Raw genomic sequence first — 18439 nt, 5'->3', positions numbered from 1 at the left:
AATCACGTCGATATAGCGCTATTAAGCACTGCAGTGTCCTGTCTCTGAGATATAACCTAACCTTAACTCTAGGCGGAGTTTGCCAAGATATGCGCATCAAGTTCGGTTCGGAGGCGAGGCCCACAAGGCCCTTATCATTCTGGATGCCAAGGACTGGGGGTACTATCGTCAATGGTGGACATCAGTGGCACTTTACTCACTTTCTAATTGTTTTAATATCTCATTATAATTACCAATCTTATTTAGTCCAATTATACTCGCCCCATCATATTCAAGAAATTCTCTGAATGTTCTTTCGGTAAATTCTTTTAAGATAACTCCATTCTGTTTCATATCTTCCTCATTTTCGATATAATCAAAACTTTTATGATCTAACATAAACACCCTGCTTCCTGCTTTTAATCTTTCTAAGATTAATTTCAGAGTTTGCTCTAATTGATCATTATAAATATCGTTGGTACAACTATGCTTTACCATCGTTACACAATCAAAAAATCTCAATTTATCTATTATAACTATATCGTCAATTAGTTTATATACTGGGAATAATTCATATGCAGTATCCTTATTGAACTTTTCTCTTAAATCTTTTTGATTTATTTTTATAATCTCAATATCTTCTCTTAAAAATAAACCTTTTTTAATCTCATGCACTTTACCTCTTGTCTTCATATCTGAAAGTCTCTGTTTAGATACCCCAAGATAATCAATCACCTCGCAAGTATCCATGATTCTTTCTTTTATCATTTTTATAAACTCATTTCTTTCCATAGTAAAACCCCCTTAAATTCTACTATAAATTATACTATATCTACGTACTTTGTCAACAGGTTTTAAAAAAGGCCCGGCCCGCCAGAACTGCCCTTTCATACACATCATATTAAGGGGTAACAAGACCTTCGAAAATAATAGTCTCTTATAGGGGGGCGTTTCCCTCAAATCCCATAAACAATTACGCAATATACCCTTATACCCCCATACGGTACCCCTATTTATGCATGAAAGTGCGACCCCCTGGGGTCGAAAAATTTTGCATTAATACGTCCGCGGAAACATAAAAAACTAAAAGAAAAAAGGGCAAAATGCCCCAAACCAAGACCTATCACTGAGATATAAACCATATAATATAAATTACACCATTGTCGTCATGGAGCCGTCACCTAAATATACATGGGAGTAACAATCGAACATGGTTCGGGGAAGTGTGCTAAGGGCTTCGCTTTTGCACTATATGCAATACTGGCACACTTTTGGCTTAATTTGCCGTTGTACGTAAGATCTTATAAAAATCTTCTGTGCCATTTTGAACACCAAATATCCTAAAACTCAGTGTATCCGCTGCCTTCTCTGTAGCTTCCATAGTGGGTCTTAACGCCTCTATATTAATGGGTTTGAGGAGTTCCTTTAGATCTGCTCGTAGAACCATTTCTGGACGTTCGTTCGCTGTGTTGCCATACCGCTTGATACAATACTTTGGTATTATTTCCATAAGAGAATTTACTCTTGCAATGTCCTCAATATTGACCTCTCCCAAAATATTATTTATCTCTGGCAATCCGATATAATCAGCAAATAAATTCACGGTTTCTATATAGATAAGGCATCGTTGAATTGAATTGTTAATCTCCTCAATCAAGTGAGTAATGCGATCCCCCTGATCCTTGATAATTGCCTCTGCCATGTATTTTTCACACCACTCAGCCATGGTACTTTTCGGTTCTTGGTGCAATCTGATATTTTCGTTTTCTGCCATCTGCATAACACTTAATAAATGAGTTAGTTCCAGAACTGCTATCTTAGTCCCTTGCTTACATAAACTAAAAGCGATACTTGCCCTATCTAAATAATCATGTAATTCGATAATATCGTTGTAATCTTTTAAGTCGTTATTTCTTTTTAATCCAGCTACCATTGCATCTACTTGGGTTTGATTAATAAGTCCATTGTCCAAATTACCATCCTTGAAGTAATTATCATATATTTGAACTTGATCCTTAATTGCCATAAGTCCAACTTCTTTACCTGTTAATTTCCCGTTTTTTACCAAGGAATTAAAAGCTTTGTGTCTCATTTCATCGCTCCCTCAATATGTTTTCCAAGGCATCCAAACGATCTTTTAACTCAACGTCCCCATAGGCCTTTAAAATATTACCGATGATTAATCCTTCTCTAGTTGCTTGCTCTGGAGTGACTACTCCCGCTCGAAATCTATTAAGGAGATCCGCCATCTGATTAAGAATATCCCTAGCTTGGAAATTATCTTGGAGCGGATTGACGTTGTCCAACTCCACGTACTCATTTTTCAGGGCTTCCATGTATTTCAGCTTAAAGTCCAGTAATTTTTCTGTTAGGACTTCTGTAAAATCTCTTTCATTGAGAGTCGTATTTATTTTATTCAAGGTTTCGCCCAATGCCTTAATCCTTGCTTCTTTTAACATAAAATATGTCTCATAGAGTTCCCTTAATTGTTCAGCTTTGTGTTCAATTATCTGCTCTATCAGTTCTTTTTCCCATAGTCCACAAATAGTACGAGATATGTTTAATTCCTTAGAAATAGCACGGTAACTTTTTCCCTTGCCTCTCAAAAGAACGAATGCTGCTCTCTGATCATTTGATTTCATCAATTTCCCCCTCCTTCTTATTTATTTAATCATGTAACTACGTTATTGACATTCAGAGAGGGCAGGGGTAGTGGTTGGAACGGTTAATGTTCCAGTGGTTTTATTTTTTCTCCTTTCTGTGATCTGGAGCGTTTAAGTAAATCCCTCGACACATTTCGTGCAATCTGCTTACAATACTTTCTCCAACGTCACTGTTTTTGTTAGTCGTAAGCTTATCGATCAAGGTATCCATACTGTAATTAGTCGTTACAATAATTGGCAAATTGTTTTCATACCTGGTATTCACGATGCTGAATAGCTTCTCTAATGACCATTCTGAGGCTCTTTCTTTCCCCAAGTCGTCAATGATCAGTAAATCAACCGTACTGTATGTCTCGAGTATTTCTAGTTCATTTTCTTGAGTCCATATTTCACTGTAGGTCTCCCGAATTTTGCCCAGTAGACTTATCAGTGTGCCAATAACAACGGTGACTTCCTTATTTATCAAGTCAATAGCTAGGGCCGCCGCTAAATGCGTCTTGCCGGACCCATAGGGTCCGCTTAAAATAAACCCTATTCCTTGATCTTTATATTTCCTGAAATTATCAGCGTATCGTTTTACCGCTTCAAAGGCTTTCAAATTGTGATTATCGACTTTGAAGTTTTCAAAGGTCCGAGTTTTGAAACGAGCCCCCATTCTTGACTGATCGAAAAGTCTTTTGGCCCTCTCCCTAAGTTCATCATGCTCCAACTTTTCAAGCCTGTCTGATTCCGTTTTAGCAACAGCAACATCCATTTTTTCCCAGTACCTAACTGATTTCTCGCAGCTGCATCTTTCCGGATCCGACTTCCACTTGAAAATGGTTTTGGTACATAAGGATCTAACACCTAAATAGATCAATTCTTTATTACAAAATTGGCAATTAATAGGTTCAGGTGCTTCAGATTTAACCAAGAATCCATATTGCTCAATCTCGATAGGTGTTAAAAACGCGGGGATCTCACTCATTTCTCTAGTAGTTAATTTTAGACTAGAAACCTTGGTCGAAGAATGCCTTATCATCTTCGCTGATGAGTTCCCAAGGCTTACGCTTTGAGTGAGAATTTGCCCCATTGGAATTGGGTTCTCCATTGTCATGATCCTCCTTTTCTTGATAATTTGCGTCTAGGTAATCGACAAAGCCGCTATTGAAAAATGTAGACCCGTTTTGAATATACTTCTTGTCCGTTCCCTCTTTGGCAAGTTTGTATCTTTCAATTGCCCTCGTCATTTCATCAAGGCCGATCCTTGCCAGCTTCTCCTTTTGTGTCTTGCTGACTGATCCCTTACCCTCCTTCTTCGGATATAGCTTCCAAAGTGATTCGAACAGTGCACTAATACTTTCTTTCCCATCTTCTCCTTCTCTACTTTCTTCATTAGTGGTTATCCGATGGTTATCTGCTGGTTGGCTGCTGGTTATCCGTTGGTTATCCTGCAGGTTACCAATCGCCCGAAGCCCTTCTGATTCCTTCTTTTCTTGCTGGTTATCCTGCTGGTTGTATTTTTCGTAATATTGTATTTTATATATAGTAAGCTTGGTGAACCTGCTGGTTGCTTTTATCATTCCTTCAGCTTGCAATTTTCTCATTAAGGTTCTGAGTTTTTGTTCACTTATCCCTAATCTTTTACTCCAGCTTAATCTACCAAATATAAATTCCCCATAATTAAGGGTGTATAAAATACCCTCGTAAGTGTCGGTTTTTGGTTCCTTGACATATCTAGCATTTGACAGCATTTCGAACCACGCCTTGAAGTGGTCTGAATCGCTGTATATCCAATGGTCCTTAATATCACGGTATATTTTCACGAAGCCTGAGGGGACCATGCTATCACCGCCGATTCAACAACGCTTTATCGTACTGTATGACTTTACGCATTTTAACCCACCGCGTAATTCATGTTCTGATGACGCTTCCCTAGCAGCTCAGTTCAACTGGCTGAGCTTTTTCTTACGCCCAGAACTTACGTAGTGTGTATCGGTATCTGGTTTCCTTCACTTACATCATTTATTCGGTCTCTTTATGTGCCCCATTTTTGCATCTTCTTTATCTTTTTTCACACTTTTCGCTTAAATTTTTGAATTTCTCCACCACTTTTCTGTACTTCTTCATAATACTTTAGCATGTACAAATCAACCTCTTGACGTGGGAATAGCCATTTTGAACCTAACTTAAGTGACGGAAACTTCTTGTCTGAAATCAAATGTTCCACTATGCTGTTCCAGCTCATATTCAGATATTTTTGCAATTGCTTCGAGTTCATAAAGAATACTTCATGGTCAATGGTTTTGATGTGCTCATCAATTCTTTGCAGAAACAACTCACGCATGGCTTTTTGATCAAGTTCCACCCTAATCATATTTTTTCATTCACCTCTCCTTACTTGTCTTTCAAATGCTCGTTTGCTGATTATGATGTTTACGTCTCATAAGTTTCATCCGCTTGCATTTTGGTTGTTTATGGTTTAAGCTTATCATAAATAGTCACGGCGTATTCCGTTATTATACCGTGACATTTCAGGGAGTGATAACTTGGAATTTGAAAAACCCCTTTTGAAAAAACTGAATAAACTTACACCTCCTCACCATGCTCTAACGCCTAAACAAAGAGAAGAAGCAGATATAAGTAGGTCAGCAGGCTCTGCAACAATGTGGATCTGTTATGAAGATTACGAAGTTAGAGAAGGTATTTTAAATGGTATCGGAAGGACTAAACGTTTTTACTTTCCCATGGCCGATCGCGGAATTCCCAATATTATCTATAAATTAAATCCTGACAATTATGATGATCTAATAGATTTCGCACGAAAGTATGGAGGTTTTGGTCATTGGAATTTATGCGAAAAACAAGAGAGAACGGGCGGAGATCCAATTAATTGGATAAAGGCCCACATTAATGGGATACGGATTACTTTTGATTTAATAGAGATCATTCAGTCAAATAACGAAGAAAAAGCTTATCAATATATCGATAAACTTAACGAAAATGAAACATATGGAGAAAACGAAAAAATTGTCACAAATAAATGGTACTCTGAAGGCTCTTCATTAGATTTAGCATCTTATATGGTTAGAGATATCATTAACAGAAACATCAAGGGAATTCAAAAAAAATTGTATCAAGGCAAAGAAAATACGTTTGTGTCTTTCCATAAGTTTAACGCATTAATTGAAGTGGTTTATTGGCAGCTCCTTGATGCCGCAGTAAGTGGAACATTCAAACGTTGTGAAGAGTGTAACGCCCCTGTAAATGGGAACGTCCGATTCTGTCGTCCCCAATACGCCGAAAAAGAAAGTCCATGTGCACTCAGGAGCAGACAAAGACGATCCAGAAGAAAACGTAAAGAAGAAAAAAATGAGGGGTAACTTACATGGCTTATATTCATAAACGAGGTAGCACCTGGAGTTATCAAGTAAATGGCGGTGTAGATCCTGCTACTGGGAAGCGAAATGCCATCACAAAAGGTGGATTCCGCACAAAAACCGAGGCAAAACATGCAGCAGAACAAATTGAGAAGGATTTATGAGAAGGCACCTACGTTGAGGAAACAAATATAACGTTTGGAGGTTTTGTTCAAGAATGGCTTGTTCACTATGAAAAACAAGCCAAAATAAGCAGCGTACGAGCACGAAGAATTGCAGCGAAGCATTTAGAAAACGAATGGTATTACACCCCTCTCAAATCAATTACAAGGACCATGTATCAATCACTAATTGATACATTAAGTGAAGAGGTTAGTCCTAACTATTTGGACAGCATCCACAGTACAGGAAGTATGATTTTTAAATACGCACTCTCAAAGACTTTAATCAAAACGAATCCTTTAGAACACTTCAGTATGCCTAAGAAAAAAGAAGTAGTCAGCGAAGAAGATGAAGAATCCGAGGTTTTTCTTGAAGGGGAAGAGTTAGAGGAGTTCTTAAACGTCACGATAGACTTTGGACTGCCTAACGACCTGCTTATCTTTACCACGCTAGCATATTCTGGATTACGTATTGGAGAATTAGTTGCTCTAAAATGGAATGACATTGATTTCGTCGAAAATACTCTTCGTGTTAATAAAACCTACTACAACCCAACAAATCATAAAAGTAAATTCGAATTACTCACACCTAAAACAAAAGGATCTAAACGTATCATTGATATGGATGAAACGGTTATAAAGATGTTTAACGAGCATAAACGACTTCAAAAACAGCTTATAATGAAAAACAGATTGTTCTATCATGATGAAAATTTTATTTTCACAGGAGCAGAAGGATATCCACTGCCTCTAAAACTCGTAATGACACGCTTACAACGCTTATTGAAAAAGATGAACATTAATATGTAAGCAGTCAAGTAAAACCAGCAACTTTTCGCCACAAACCATACAACATTTTATTTCTGGGTTATAGTCTTCCTATGTTGGAGTCTGTAGCTGTTGCCCGTCATATTTAAAATCTCGCAGTGGTGGATAAGACGGTCTAAAATCGCAGTTGTAATTGTTGCATCCCCTAAAAAGTCAACCCATTCATCGAATCCTTTGTTTGAGGTAATAATCAGTGATGTTTTCTCGGACATTGAGGACACGAAACCGAAGAATAGGTTGGCTTCTATTGTAGAAAGTGGCATGAAGCCAACTTCATCAATAATAACCAGTGCTGCCGAGTTGAGTATTTTTATTCGTCTCTTACTGGCGGTCGAGATTTGCGAGGTTTTTAGTGTAATTATGAGTTCATCCAAGGTCGTAAAAGCTACGGCATAACCTAGGTTTAAAGCCTGGACCGCTAAGGATAAAGCCAAATGCGTTTTTCCGATACCAGGGGGGCCCAGAAAACAAATGTTGAACGCTTGCTCAACCCAAGTCATATCGGACAATCTTAGCATCTGTTCCTTAGATACGCTGCGTTGGAATCCGAAGTCGAAGGTTTCCAGGGTTTTTTCGGCGGGTAGATTTGCTCTTCTTCTGCGAATTAGATTTTGCTTTTCGGTCCGAAGACGTTGTTGCTCTGAAAGGAAAACCTCAACGCTTTCGAGAGGCGTGAGATTATTCTTTTTAGCATATAGGTTTTCTAAATCAACAGGGACCAAATGCAGTCCCGATACTAATGCATTGACACGTTCAATCCGTTCATTCATGGTTGCCACCTGCCTTTGCATACACATCCAAAGAGCGTTTCTCTGTAGTTACATGGTACTTGTTGTTGCTAACCGGAATAGCATTCAGGACGATTACTTGTTTTGGTTTAGCACTGTGCTCTAAAAAATCCTTTACATACGTTATTCCGAAGAGTTTGCTCACCTCACAATATTTGATGGCATTTAGTACGTCATCAATTCCATATTTATCGCATAATGTTTGCAGCAACCGGAACTGATCACGGGCATAGCGTGCTTTTTCTGTTCGAATTGTCTGCAGAAAATCGGTTGCCTTGAATAATAACAGCTTATCAACAGTAGTTTGAGCTTTATCCATCGAGTCTGTAATATCTCTGGAATGACTGGTGCTCTTAATTAATTGACCTCTGCCGGTTGAGATGGGATGTTCACAGATAAATTCACCGAATACGGTCATAATCGTCAATTTTTCATTCTTCGCTTCAATGCTGACCTCTTTTTGGTTGTTGTATGTACCGAGAGGTAAAGAGTACCGATTGCTGTCGTAGACGATCGTGTTATCTTTCCGAACATTTCTGCAGATGGTTACATCACCATTTAATCGGATGTCCAGCAGAGGTCTTAGGTGTTCACGTTCATCTTCAAACACCTTGGCTGGTATCTTTTTGGTAGTGCCGTGAATTTTCGCATTACCGGTTCTATCCAACCATTTTAGGAACGAACTGTTGAGAACTTCCTCATCAGCAAAAAGTCTGTTTTCAAGGAAATTATACTTGATGAATTTAACCACATTCTCGATCTTACCTTTGCTTTCCGGATCAGCTGCGCGGCAGAGGTATACTTTTAAATTGCATTCTTGCCGGAACTTCTCAAACTCAAAGGTATGAATAATATCTCCATAGTTTTCTGAAACGCTGACGATACTATCCTGATCAAATACCATTTCTAGCGGCATCCCACCTATATATCTAAAGCACTGATGACAGCTTGAAACCAGATCGCTTGTTGTGAATGGCCGAGTTTGAAAGAATGCCCATTTGTAACGTGCATGAGCGAGTACAAAGGCTGCAAAGCGAATCTTTACACGCTGCCCATCAATGGATTGCATCCACTTTTCACCAAAGTCCACCTGTAACTGCTGCCCCATTGGGAGCTCTTCTACAGCCTCATAATCTCTGGGATGATTGGATTTTTTAAGATTATATTCCTCTCGTAACCCTTTGACATAACGGCTGACCGTTCGTTCCTTGATATCCTCTTTGTAATGCTCCTTGAGCCAATCGCATACTTGTGCGGCTGTCATTGTTGGGTATTGTTTCAACCAGCTGATGATAATTTCCTCATATTTTGAAAGTAGCAGTTCTCGGTTAATGCTATACAGCTGTTTGGCGAATTCATCCGCTGTCATGTTCCAATATCTTGTTACGGTTTCCCGATTTATGTTCAGCTGCTTGGCAGCCCGAGATCGAGTGAATCCAATCTCTTTAAGTTGCTGTATCTGTTTATACATCTTAAATCCTTTCATTCTAACAGCTCCTGACCTCTTTGCTAGCCCCTATTCTAACAAAGTCAGATAGCTGTATTTGATTTAAGTTGTATGGTTATTGGCAAAATGTTGTATGGTTTGTGGCAGAAACTTGTATGCTTTCATTGGCGTAAATGTGTATGGTTTAGTTTACCATTCACATAATAAACACATTACACTTCATAGCTTTAGGCACACGCATATATCACTCTTAATAGAGGCTGGTGTAGATATCAAAGCCATTCAACAACGTGTTGGACATACCGATATTAATACAACCATGAACATTTACGCCCACATGACTAAAAACATGAAAGAAAAGGCCTCTCAAGCGTTCAGCGAACGAATGAAAGGCCTTTCCGAAAAACTTATTTTGTAGTTCAAAATAATAAAGTAAATTTCGATGTCAACAAAATGTCAACAATTCAACAGTTTCTCACTCTAAAACCCTTATACAACAGGGGTTTTTTTCTTTTCTTACATCATGCCGCCCATTCCGCCCATGCCACCCATTCCGGGGGGCATACCGCCAGGAGCAGCATCTTTTACCGGTATGTCAGAGACCAGGCATTCTGTGGTCAGAAGCATAGCAGCAATAGAGCCTGCATTTTGGAGAGCTGAACGGGTCACTTTAGCTGGGTCAACAATCCCAGCAGCGATCATATCTTCATAAGCTTCGGTTACTGCGTTGAAGCCAATTCCTCTGGAACCAGATTCGCGAACTTTACCGACAACTACAGAACCTTCATGACCAGCATTGTTAGCAATTTGACGAAGGGGCTCTTCGAGAGCACGACGGACAATGTTCACACCGGTTGCTTCGTCCCCTGTCAATTGGAGGGTATCTAAAGCCTGAATAGCATCAATCAGAGTTGTACCTCCACCGGAAACGATACCTTCTTCAACAGCGGCACGAGTTGCAGCTAAAGCATCTTCAATGCGCAGTTTTTTCTCTTTCATTTCCGTTTCAGTAGCAGCACCAACTTGAATTACTGCTACACCGCCTGCTAATTTTGCTAGGCGCTCTTGGAGTTTTTCACGGTCAAAGTCAGAAGTGGTTTCTTCAATTTGACGTTTAATAGCTTCAACACGTTTTTTGATGTCCTCGGTATTGCCGGATCCTTCAACAATCGTGGTTTCTTCTTTAGTCACACGAACCTGACGAGTACGTCCGAGCATTTCAACAGTGGTGTTTTCCAGCTTTAAGCCGAGATCTTCGGTAATAACTGTACCACCGGTAAGGATAGCGATATCTTCCAACATAGCCTTGCGACGATCTCCAAAGCCTGGTGCTTTAACACCAACACAAACGAAAGTACCTTTCAGTTTGTTGACAATGAGGGTTGCTAAAGCTTCTCCATCGATATCTTCGGCAATAATCAGCAGTTGTCTACCTGCTTGTACTACTTTTTCCAATACTGGAAGAACATCTTGAATGGAGCTGATTTTCTTATCAGTGATAAGGATATAAGGATCATTCAGTACAGCTTCCATTTTTTCTGTATCTGTAATCATATAAGCGGAGATATAACCACGATCAAATTGCATTCCTTCAACGACTTGAAGCTCTGTTGTCATTCCTTTAGCTTCTTCAACGGTGATGACACCGTCTTTGCCGACTTTCTCCATAGCTTGGGCAATCAAATCACCAATGGTCTTGTCACTGGCGGAAATCGAAGCAACTTGAGCGATTGCTTCACTAGTTTCAACGAGCTTAGCATTAGCTTTGATATCTGCAACAACAACATCAACAGCTTGCTCAATACCACGTTTAATTCCCATGGGGTTAGCCCCTGCAGCAACGTTTTTAAGACCTTCACGAATAATAGCTTGAGCTAAAACAGTAGCAGTTGTGGTTCCATCCCCAGCAACATCATTAGTTTTGGTAGCAACTTCTTTAACCAGTTGAGCACCCATATTTTCAAAAGGGTCTTCTAATTCAATGTCACGAGCAATGGTAACACCATCATTGGTGATCAAAGGAGATCCAAATTTCTTATCCAGTACTACATTACGTCCTTTAGGTCCTAACGTTACGCGAACTGCTTCAGCCAGTGCATTGACTCCTCGTTCTAAAGCATGGCGCGCATCTTGATTAAAAATAATTTGCTTAGCCAACTATATTCACTCCTTAAATTCCTTAAAATACTTTATACTAATTAATTAAGTAATCCCTTATTTGACTAGCCCAGAATGGCTAAAATGTCCATTTCTTTGAGAATTAAGTATTCTTCTCCGTCAAATTTAACTTCAGTACCGGCATATTTGGAATAAATTACGCGGTCGCCAACTTTTACTTCTAGAGCAATTCTTTCGCCTTTTTCCACTTTTCCAGGACCAACTGCTACTACTTCACCTTCTTGGGGTTTTTCTTTGGCAGTATCCGGCATAAAAATACCGCTCTTAGTTTTTTCTTCCATCGGGAGTGCTTTGATGATTACCCGATCTGCGAGAGGTTTAATGTTCATGAAGAAAAGTCCCTCCTAATTTTTGTTAGTTTTTTATTAATATTGTTAGCACTCGACACTACTGAGTGCTAACAATATATCTATAATAATATGCAAGGGGGTGCGGGAAAGCAACCCCCTTAATAGGCTAAAAACAGATATTTAAGTCACATTTACTATCAGTATCGCTATATTACTCATGATTTCTTGAACTTGTATTTATAATACCTGTACCCCTCTCCCCAAGCGCATTTCCACAAATCTAACCATTATAATTGCCATATTTTTAGTCTTCTATGCATGCATCATTATTATTCTATCATTAATTTTAATTGCCGCTCTGCAACTTGCTCACAAATACTACCCAACACCTCCTGAACTTTGACATTATTAAGATTAAGCAGATATATTTTTGTTTTTCCAATCTTCAGATTGGTGTCCCGATGCTCTTTTTCAGTGACAATATCTTCTCGCAAAGCATATCGAATAAACTCTTTAACTTGTGATATCGACCTTCCTAAGCATTCTGTTAAGGCTGCTCTAGCTTTTGTTGATGCTACATAGGCCATTCGTATTTGCAGTGTTCCCAAGGTCTTAATTCCTTGTTCCAGGTCTTGCTCCGGACAATACTCCTGCTCAATTTTTTCATAGAGTATCCATTGTAATAGATCCTCTTCTTCACAATAAGAGTGCAGTGTGTGATGAACACTTCCTGCTACCCCAATAACCTTGACCTCTTTTCCCCAAGCGCGGATTTTCCTTAATAATGAAAGAAAGTCTCCATCTCCTGTAAGCAGCAAAAACATATCGAAGGTGGAGGCTCTCGTCAGCAAGATTTCTTGAGCTTCAAGCATGAGTTCAAGATCTGCCGCATTTCGTCGAAGTTCAGTGCTTGCAAAATTGTTTTTTCCAAAAACATGACGGGTAAAGACATTTGTTTTCTCGAAGGATGTTTGAGTACGTCTGAACTCTTCTCGATCAAAGTTTGCGTATAAATAAATAGCTAATAAATACATATTATTTTGTTCTGCATATGCTCGCAAATACCTAACTAACTGGTCTGGTGATAATTCATACCCTCTCTCAAATAAACTAGTCCAAATATTTTCGTAGTCGACAAATGCTATGGCTTTCAAATTGCTCACCTCACAAGCCACTATTACTATACTTTACGTCATAGTATGGACAGACGTGACAAGCTTACCTGAAAAGTCATTATACTAACAAAATCTTTATATCCCACATTGAATTACAGGATAAACCTCGAAAGCATAGGAGAATACCCTCTAACTTGGAATAGGGAGGAATAACAACATGAATACCTCTAATAAAAAAGGATTAGGATTTGTCTTTGGTATTTTTTCCGCAATATTTTGGGGAACGAATGGCACCTTTTGCACTCTGTTGAGCAACCTTGGTATAAATGCCTTAAGTATAGCTATTTTAGCTCCGACTTTTAATTTAATCTTCTTTTCGATTCTTTTAACGTTTTCCAACAAATCCGGATTTAAAATACCCTGGAAATATTTCCGCTTTATTGTTAGTGGCCGGACTGGCTTCAGCAATTACTAATATATCCTTCGTAAAAGCTGTAAGTTATTTTCCCGTGGGAATTGTTTCAACCCTTATATTCTGCAATGTTTTTGTGATCATGATCATTTCAAGAATCGTGTTTAAAAGTCCCATTACTTTGCGAAAGGTTGGGGCTGCTATCTTTGCTATCCTCGGAGTTTGTCTGGTATTGGATGTCTTTCGTCAGGGATTTCACCATAACTTTATCGGTTTATATGGGTATTTCTTACAATTCTCACCTGGTCATATTTAATGGTTATGGAAAAATATATGTTGGATCGCGGAGTCGATGGAAATGCAATATTAATATCGAACCCAGCTATATGCAAATCATGTATTCTCTGGATCCTGTAGTAGCAAGCCTTTTAGGTTTTGTTGTCTTTCGACAATCCCTGAACGCCAGTAATATTGCGGGTATATGCCTTATTATCGGGGTTGTTATTTACGTTCGAATTACGGAAAACTTCAAAGATCCCAATGCAGCCCATAGCATATAAATTCCCATATCGCCGCCGACAGAGGATGCTAAGGGAGAGTATACAAAAAGATTGGCACCACAATGCCAATCTTTTTGTATATCTATTTTTTTCAGGCTGCATAAACTTAGGTCTCTTTAAGCGCTGAGGCACATTCACTGGCTTCCCCTTTAAGAATTTGAATTCCATGGGGAATTGCCGGTGCGATGGCAGCAAAGCATTCACGTACCGCTTTAGGACTCCCAGGCATATTAATAATAAGTGTTCGCTTTCTAAGGACAGCAACAGCCCTGCTCAGCATAGCCTTAGGCGTTACTTTAAGACTTTCCATCCGCATCACTTCTGCGATGCCCGGAACCAAGCGGTCTGCCACTGCTAATGTTGCCTCAGGAGTCACATCCCGAATCGAAAACCCAGTCCCCCCTGTCGTCAAAATTACATCCAAACACCGTTCATCAGCCCAAAGCCGCATGGTCTTCTCAAGAACAGCTTGCTCGTCAGGAAGTACAACATACTCCACTACTTCACCTTCGATATCTTGAACAAGTTTGGTGAGTACCTGCCCGGAAAGGTCTTCTCGTTCTCCCCTGGATCCTTTGTCACTTGCTGTAATAATCCCTACGCGAAGCATTAACTCATCACCTCAATGCTGTCGCCAACTTTCACGACTCCACCTTCCAGCAGGCGAATAAAAATCCCCTCTTTAGGCATTACGCAATCCCCAGCTTGATAGTAAATTGCACATCTGGTATGGCATTCTTTTCCGATCTGTGTCACTTCTCCTATACTTGTAGCTCCGATTTTCAGTTTTGTTCCAACAGGCAGCGTATGCAATTCCAACCCTTCCGTCGTCAAGTTCTCCGCAAAATCTCCCGGACCTACTTTGAGACCTTTCTCCTGCATCGTCTTTATGCTTTCCATGGCCAGCAAACTCACCATACGATGCCAATCCCCGCCGTGAGCATCGCCTTCCAGCCCAAAGTTGACTTTTAGGATTCCTTCACCCACATTCTTTTTTCTCATCCCTTTACGTTCACTTGTACAAACTGCTACAATTTTCCCCAACTTATATCCGCTCCTTATTCTACAACGCTTTAAACTAGAGTGATATTCAGCCCCTTATAAAATGGCCGCTTTTTCCCCCTCGCTTTTCCGCCAGATAAATCTCTTGTATCGTCATAGTCTTGTCAATTGCCTTGCACATATCGTAAATAGTCAACGCTGCAATACTCACCGCCGTCAGAGCCTCCATTTCTACGCCTGTTTTCCCCGAGACTTTCACACGGGCTTCTATACTGATTCCATCTGGCTCCTCAAAATCGAAGCTCAGTTTAGCACCGGTAATTGCCAACGGGTGACACATGGGGATTAATTGGGATGTCTGTTTTGCCCCCATTATACCCGCCACTTGGGCTACGGCCAAAACATCCCCTTTAGCTATTTGACCCATGCGAATTCTCTCCAAAGTCTCCTGTTTCATTATAATTTTCCCTCGTGCTACGGCTTCCCTATCTGTTTCCTCCTTAGCACTGACATCCACCATCCGAGCACGCCCTGTTTCATCAAAATGCGTTAAGTCCACGATTTAACCTCCAATCTGTGACATCGTACGAACATCTTGCCAGGACTCTTGATTCATATGATGCTCTGCGGGTTTATGCCAAACTGCTGCTGCAAAAAGCTTTAAAATCTCTTCGTCTGACTTGCCGGATCGTAAAACATCGCGAAAATCGATTTCGTGCTTACTGTGCAAACATGGTCTCAACTTTCCGTCTGATGTTAAACGCACACGATTACAAGTATTACAGAAATGACGACTGAGTGCACTAATAAAACCTATACTCCCTTTATAACCCCCCGGTCGAAAATATTCCGCCGGGCCCCCTCCAGGTATCTCTCTGGTCGGAATAGTTTCTTTAAGGTCCAAGATTTCTTTCATCTCCTCGATTGAGACAAAATCAGAACGATGCTCTGAACTGACACCAATGGGCATAAGTTCAATAAATCGAACGTGAAGAGGATACTGTTGTGCTAATTTCAAAAAACTAGGCAATTCGTCGGTATTAAATCCACGCACAACCACTACATTAACTTTGACAGGATTAAGACCGGCCTCTAAGGAGCGAAAAATTCCTTGAATCACTTTTGAGACATCTCCGCCCCGGGTATTTTCAAAGAAACGGGTTTGGTCCATGGTATCCAAACTGACATTAATACGATGTACACCAGCCGCTTTTAAATCAAAAGCCATTTCCGGTAATAACAAGCCATTGGTTGTCAGCATGAGATCTTCTACCCCAGGAAGTTGAGCCGCTTCTTGCAGAAACTCTAAGATTCCTTTGCGAACTAAGGGCTCGCCACCGGTGATTCGAAACCGGCGAAATCCTAGTTGCGTACTTATGTTCATTAATCTTAGAATTTCTTCAAATGAAAGAATAGCGTCGTGAGGTATCCATTGTATCCCTTCGGAGGGCATACAATACTTGCAGCGCAGGTTACAACGGTCTGTGACAGATATTCTAAGGTATTCAATTCGACGAAGAAATTGATCTTGCATTAGGATTCCTCTTTCTTTAAATTCTAGAACTAGGCTTGTGCGTCAAAAAAATACAAAAAACCCGCGGTCTGTAAAGAGCCGGGGTTTAAACCACCGTCAAACAGACTCCTTTCCAGCAGGAGATATTATAGTTTCCCATAATACCCGAGTGTCGTAGACACTTGTCTGGTTGCCATGGCATCTGCTTTAGGCTATCCAGCTTCGGAGCAATTCAAATTATGACATTAATTTATTTCATTATATGACATTAATTTATTTCATTATATAATAATTCGTTAAAAGCACCTGAATTCCTTTGGATTATAATAACATTTTGTCTTTTTATGAAAAAAAGATACAGGTTTTTTCTAAAATATTGTACACTATTAAAGAGCTAATGTTCAAGGAGGTAACCATGCAAAACGAAACCATTAGCCATACCATTCTTAAAGCCAATGGAGAATCACTAGAATGGATGGAAGATACTGTTGTTCGAGAAGTTCCGTTAACCATCCATTTCAATAGCGAAGAAATCGCCACCCTGTTGTGCTCACCTTCCCAAACCAAGGAACTCGCTCTTGGCTTTTTATTCAATGAAGGATTTATTCGAGTACCCGAAGATGTCTATGACTATCGCCATGATCCTGTAGACCACATGGTTTGGGTCGAGGGCAAGCCCTGTGTTTTGCAAAAAGAACTCATGAGCAAACGATTCGTATCTGCCTGTTGCGGGAAAAGCAGAGCTTCCTTCTGTTTTGCCAATGACGCTATGATGGTCAAGCCCCTTACATCAACAAGTACTATCTCACTTCAGGAAGCCTATTATTATGCGAAGTATTTACAATCTCATCTTCCCCTCTTTAAGGCAACCGGCGGAATCCACAGCGGAGGCGTCGGCTGGAAAGGCCAAGTACTTATGACAAGTTTCGACATTGGCAGGCACAATGTTTTCGATAAACTAAGCGGTGAGGCCTTTGAACGCACTTTAAATCTTGAAAACCACGTGATTTTCTTTAGCGGACGTGTTTCCTCCGAGATCCTGCTCAAGGTTGCTAAAATGAACGTAACGATCCTCATAGCCCGCGGCGCTCCGACAGATATGGCTCTTTCGCAAGCAGCTGCTCTTAACATCACAGTCATTGGGTTTGCCAGAGAACAGCGTTTAAATATTTATACCTGTCCGGAACGCGTTATCCCATAACTCTATTCTGTGTCCTAGCAGTCAAGGCGTTTATTGACGTCAGCCCACTCTTTTGGGGTATTCACGTTGCAGAAAACATTTTTAATATCTGAAAATCCAGTTAGTTCTGCTTCAGTTACAAACTTTACTGTACAGGACGAATAAATATCCATAATCTTGAGGAATCCTGCCTCGAGATTATTTTTTATGGCAGAGAGACAACGGCGATGATAGAAAGCATGCAATGGATGGACCCCGGATTCCAGCTTCGGAACAACAATATCATAGTAAGGAATCCAAGCTGCTAAATAACGAATAAGTTTTTGATTCAAAAAGGGCATATCACAGGCAACAAAAAATACTTCATCATACCTGGCCGCTTTTAGGCCTTGAAAAAGTCCTTCAAGGGGCCCTCGATTTTGAGTTTCATCTTTAATGACAGGCAGATCAAAGGCCGCAAAGAGTTCAGGTTTGTTGCTGCTGATGAGTACCTCAGAAAATACTGCTTCTAGCACTCCAATGCTTCGTTCTGCCAGAGATTTTCCCTCAAACTCTAAGAAGGCCTTATCTCTTTTCATCCTGGAACTTTTGCCGCCGGCCAGTAGAATTCCAGTTGCGTTCAATTTCGGAGAAGGTTTTCCGGTTTCGAATTGATGATGATTAATTTTTAAAGACCTCCTCATATTCTTCACGGGAAAAACGTGTTAAGATCTTATCCCCTGCAACCGTGATAGGAACTCCTATAGAATTTGTAATACTTCTTAGTTCCATTAAGTTCTTGGGAAACATTATATTTTTCTCTGTAAATAAAATCCCCTTATCCGTAAGGAACCGCCTAGCGCGGGCACAGTACGGACAAAGGGGTAAAGTATACATTGTTACTTCTAGGCTCACAAACTTCAACTCCCTAAATTTTCAAGCTAATCATATTCAATGTATCATATTGTTTTTAAAATTAAAAGGG

Annotated in this window: 25 protein-coding genes and 1 riboswitch; of the genes, 7 read left to right on the top strand and 18 right to left on the bottom strand. The window is 40.0% G+C overall.

Annotated features, from left to right (window positions below):
• Positions 1-192: 192 nt before the first annotated feature.
• From DESOR_RS29855 to DESOR_RS03320, 6 genes are all read right to left on the bottom strand, one after another.
• A complete protein-coding gene (locus tag DESOR_RS29855; protein WP_014183198.1) occupies positions 193-771 on the bottom strand; it encodes a hypothetical protein in 579 nt (192 codons plus the stop codon).
• 484 nt (positions 772-1255) lie between these two features.
• Positions 1256-2071 carry a hypothetical protein gene (locus DESOR_RS03340; protein WP_014183197.1) on the bottom strand — a complete coding sequence of 272 codons (816 nt, stop codon included), beginning with the start codon at positions 2069-2071 and terminating at the stop codon, positions 1256-1258.
• 1 nt (position 2072) lies between these two features.
• Complete coding sequence (locus DESOR_RS03335; RefSeq protein WP_014183196.1) at positions 2073-2621, bottom strand: hypothetical protein; 549 nt, start codon at positions 2619-2621, stop codon at positions 2073-2075.
• A 100-nt stretch (positions 2622-2721) separates the two neighbouring features.
• Positions 2722-3396, bottom strand: coding sequence for an ATP-binding protein (locus tag DESOR_RS03330; RefSeq protein WP_242832450.1), 675 nt, complete (start codon positions 3394-3396; stop codon positions 2722-2724).
• A gap of 235 nt (positions 3397-3631) precedes the next feature.
• A complete protein-coding gene (locus DESOR_RS03325; RefSeq protein ID WP_158309002.1) occupies positions 3632-4447 on the bottom strand; it encodes a hypothetical protein in 816 nt (271 codons plus the stop codon).
• 248 nt (positions 4448-4695) lie between these two features.
• The gene (locus DESOR_RS03320) at positions 4696-4998 is read right to left on the bottom strand and encodes a helix-turn-helix domain-containing protein (RefSeq protein ID WP_014183193.1); all 303 of its coding nucleotides are present in this window, start codon (positions 4996-4998) and stop codon (positions 4696-4698) included.
• A 172-nt stretch (positions 4999-5170) separates the two neighbouring features.
• Here DESOR_RS03320 and DESOR_RS03315 point away from each other — a divergent pair, with 172 nt between their 5' ends.
• The 3 genes from DESOR_RS03315 to DESOR_RS27255 all read left to right on the top strand — a co-directional run bounded on the left by DESOR_RS03315 (position 5171) and on the right by DESOR_RS27255 (position 6972).
• Positions 5171-6004, top strand: coding sequence for a hypothetical protein (locus tag DESOR_RS03315; RefSeq protein ID WP_042330765.1), 834 nt, complete (start codon positions 5171-5173; stop codon positions 6002-6004).
• A 5-nt stretch (positions 6005-6009) separates the two neighbouring features.
• Positions 6010-6165: an Arm DNA-binding domain-containing protein gene (locus DESOR_RS27725; protein ID WP_081468463.1), complete on the top strand. Its 156-nt coding sequence runs from the start codon at positions 6010-6012 to the stop codon at positions 6163-6165.
• Between the two features lie 171 nt (positions 6166-6336).
• Positions 6337-6972, top strand: coding sequence for a site-specific integrase (locus DESOR_RS27255; RefSeq protein ID WP_081468462.1), 636 nt, complete (start codon positions 6337-6339; stop codon positions 6970-6972).
• A gap of 47 nt (positions 6973-7019) precedes the next feature.
• Here DESOR_RS27255 and istB read toward each other — a convergent pair whose 3' ends face one another.
• Positions 7020-7760 (bottom strand): IS21-like element helper ATPase IstB, encoded by a 741-nt coding sequence (gene istB, locus DESOR_RS03305; RefSeq protein ID WP_014183191.1) that lies wholly within the window; start codon positions 7758-7760, stop codon positions 7020-7022.
• The gene (gene istA, locus DESOR_RS03300; protein WP_014183190.1) at positions 7753-9264 is read right to left on the bottom strand and encodes an IS21 family transposase; all 1512 of its coding nucleotides are present in this window, start codon (positions 9262-9264) and stop codon (positions 7753-7755) included. The genes istB and istA overlap by 8 nt, the downstream gene beginning before the upstream one ends.
• A gap of 136 nt (positions 9265-9400) precedes the next feature.
• Between istA and DESOR_RS03295 the strand changes: the two genes are divergently transcribed.
• Positions 9401-9643, top strand: coding sequence for a tyrosine-type recombinase/integrase (locus tag DESOR_RS03295; RefSeq protein WP_282434400.1), 243 nt, complete (start codon positions 9401-9403; stop codon positions 9641-9643).
• Between the two features lie 98 nt (positions 9644-9741).
• Here DESOR_RS03295 and groL read toward each other — a convergent pair whose 3' ends face one another.
• The 4 genes from groL to DESOR_RS28640 all read right to left on the bottom strand — a co-directional run bounded on the left by groL (position 9742) and on the right by DESOR_RS28640 (position 13276).
• Positions 9742-11382: a chaperonin GroEL gene (gene groL, locus DESOR_RS03290; protein ID WP_014183189.1), complete on the bottom strand. Its 1641-nt coding sequence runs from the start codon at positions 11380-11382 to the stop codon at positions 9742-9744.
• A gap of 65 nt (positions 11383-11447) precedes the next feature.
• Positions 11448-11732 carry a co-chaperone GroES gene (gene groES, locus DESOR_RS03285; RefSeq protein ID WP_014183188.1) on the bottom strand — a complete coding sequence of 95 codons (285 nt, stop codon included), beginning with the start codon at positions 11730-11732 and terminating at the stop codon, positions 11448-11450.
• 290 nt (positions 11733-12022) lie between these two features.
• Positions 12023-12847, bottom strand: coding sequence for an NYN domain-containing protein (locus tag DESOR_RS03280; protein WP_014183187.1), 825 nt, complete (start codon positions 12845-12847; stop codon positions 12023-12025).
• A gap of 150 nt (positions 12848-12997) precedes the next feature.
• Complete coding sequence (locus DESOR_RS28640; RefSeq protein WP_162470580.1) at positions 12998-13276, bottom strand: hypothetical protein; 279 nt, start codon at positions 13274-13276, stop codon at positions 12998-13000.
• On the opposite strand from DESOR_RS28640, the gene DESOR_RS30900 reads away from it, so the two are divergent.
• Positions 13255-13536: an EamA family transporter gene (locus tag DESOR_RS30900; protein WP_158309001.1), complete on the top strand. Its 282-nt coding sequence runs from the start codon at positions 13255-13257 to the stop codon at positions 13534-13536. The genes DESOR_RS28640 and DESOR_RS30900 overlap by 22 nt on opposite strands.
• Positions 13457-13780, top strand: a complete 324-nt coding sequence (locus tag DESOR_RS29570) for a hypothetical protein (RefSeq protein ID WP_042330757.1) — start codon at positions 13457-13459, stop codon at positions 13778-13780. The genes DESOR_RS30900 and DESOR_RS29570 overlap by 80 nt, the downstream gene beginning before the upstream one ends.
• 106 nt (positions 13781-13886) lie before the next feature.
• On the opposite strand, the gene DESOR_RS03265 is transcribed toward DESOR_RS29570, so the two are convergent.
• From DESOR_RS03265 to moaA, 4 genes are read right to left on the bottom strand one after another with little or no spacing between them, the layout of a single operon-like run.
• Complete coding sequence (locus DESOR_RS03265; protein WP_014183186.1) at positions 13887-14390, bottom strand: MogA/MoaB family molybdenum cofactor biosynthesis protein; 504 nt, start codon at positions 14388-14390, stop codon at positions 13887-13889.
• Positions 14390-14824, bottom strand: coding sequence for an MOSC domain-containing protein (locus DESOR_RS03260; protein ID WP_014183185.1), 435 nt, complete (start codon positions 14822-14824; stop codon positions 14390-14392). Before DESOR_RS03260 ends, DESOR_RS03265 begins: the two co-directional genes overlap by 1 nt.
• A 46-nt stretch (positions 14825-14870) precedes the next feature.
• Complete coding sequence (gene moaC / locus DESOR_RS03255; protein WP_014183184.1) at positions 14871-15341, bottom strand: cyclic pyranopterin monophosphate synthase MoaC; 471 nt, start codon at positions 15339-15341, stop codon at positions 14871-14873.
• 3 nt (positions 15342-15344) lie between these two features.
• On the bottom strand, positions 15345-16316 hold the full coding sequence (moaA, locus tag DESOR_RS03250) for a GTP 3',8-cyclase MoaA (protein ID WP_014183183.1): 972 nt from the start codon (positions 16314-16316) through the stop codon (positions 15345-15347).
• Between the two features lie 89 nt (positions 16317-16405).
• A riboswitch (molybdenum cofactor riboswitch) is annotated at positions 16406-16535 on the bottom strand.
• Between the two features lie 175 nt (positions 16536-16710).
• On the opposite strand from moaA, the gene fdhD reads away from it, so the two are divergent.
• Positions 16711-17496 carry a formate dehydrogenase accessory sulfurtransferase FdhD gene (gene fdhD / locus DESOR_RS03245; RefSeq protein WP_014183182.1) on the top strand — a complete coding sequence of 262 codons (786 nt, stop codon included), beginning with the start codon at positions 16711-16713 and terminating at the stop codon, positions 17494-17496.
• A 14-nt stretch (positions 17497-17510) separates the two neighbouring features.
• Here the strand turns inward: fdhD and mobA are convergent, their stop codons facing one another.
• Both mobA and DESOR_RS03235 read right to left on the bottom strand, forming a co-directional pair.
• The gene (gene mobA / locus DESOR_RS03240) at positions 17511-18158 is read right to left on the bottom strand and encodes a molybdenum cofactor guanylyltransferase (RefSeq protein ID WP_242832449.1); all 648 of its coding nucleotides are present in this window, start codon (positions 18156-18158) and stop codon (positions 17511-17513) included.
• Positions 18136-18369 (bottom strand): glutaredoxin family protein, encoded by a 234-nt coding sequence (locus tag DESOR_RS03235; RefSeq protein ID WP_014183180.1) that lies wholly within the window; start codon positions 18367-18369, stop codon positions 18136-18138. The genes mobA and DESOR_RS03235 overlap by 23 nt, the downstream gene beginning before the upstream one ends.
• Between the last annotated feature and the right edge of the window lie 70 nt (positions 18370-18439).

The organism is Desulfosporosinus orientis DSM 765, from assembly GCF_000235605.1.
Taxonomy (GTDB): domain Bacteria; phylum Bacillota; class Desulfitobacteriia; order Desulfitobacteriales; family Desulfitobacteriaceae; genus Desulfosporosinus; species Desulfosporosinus orientis.
Note: the sequence above shows the minus strand (reverse complement) of the source record. Positions and strands in the feature narration are given on the sequence as shown.

Coding starts and splice junctions, on each gene's coding strand:
- moaA (WP_014183183.1), bottom strand. CDS start 16,316: ATGCAAGATCAATTTCTTCGTCGAATTGAATACCTTAGAATATCTGTC.
- DESOR_RS03320 (WP_014183193.1), bottom strand. CDS start 4,998: ATGATTAGGGTGGAACTTGATCAAAAAGCCATGCGTGAGTTGTTTCTG.
- DESOR_RS27725 (WP_081468463.1), top strand. CDS start 6,010: ATGGCTTATATTCATAAACGAGGTAGCACCTGGAGTTATCAAGTAAAT.
- fdhD (WP_014183182.1), top strand. CDS start 16,711: ATGCAAAACGAAACCATTAGCCATACCATTCTTAAAGCCAATGGAGAA.
- DESOR_RS03340 (WP_014183197.1), bottom strand. CDS start 2,071: ATGAGACACAAAGCTTTTAATTCCTTGGTAAAAAACGGGAAATTAACA.
- DESOR_RS29855 (WP_014183198.1), bottom strand. CDS start 771: ATGGAAAGAAATGAGTTTATAAAAATGATAAAAGAAAGAATCATGGAT.
- DESOR_RS03335 (WP_014183196.1), bottom strand. CDS start 2,621: ATGAAATCAAATGATCAGAGAGCAGCATTCGTTCTTTTGAGAGGCAAG.
- DESOR_RS29570 (WP_042330757.1), top strand. CDS start 13,457: ATGTCTTTCGTCAGGGATTTCACCATAACTTTATCGGTTTATATGGGT.
- DESOR_RS03330 (WP_242832450.1), bottom strand. CDS start 3,396: ATGGATGTTGCTGTTGCTAAAACGGAATCAGACAGGCTTGAAAAGTTG.
- groES (WP_014183188.1), bottom strand. CDS start 11,732: ATGAACATTAAACCTCTCGCAGATCGGGTAATCATCAAAGCACTCCCG.
- istA (WP_014183190.1), bottom strand. CDS start 9,264: ATGAAAGGATTTAAGATGTATAAACAGATACAGCAACTTAAAGAGATT.
- DESOR_RS27255 (WP_081468462.1), top strand. CDS start 6,337: ATGTATCAATCACTAATTGATACATTAAGTGAAGAGGTTAGTCCTAAC.
- DESOR_RS03265 (WP_014183186.1), bottom strand. CDS start 14,390: ATGCTTCGCGTAGGGATTATTACAGCAAGTGACAAAGGATCCAGGGGA.
- mobA (WP_242832449.1), bottom strand. CDS start 18,158: ATGAGGAGGTCTTTAAAAATTAATCATCATCAATTCGAAACCGGAAAA.
- istB (WP_014183191.1), bottom strand. CDS start 7,760: ATGAATGAACGGATTGAACGTGTCAATGCATTAGTATCGGGACTGCAT.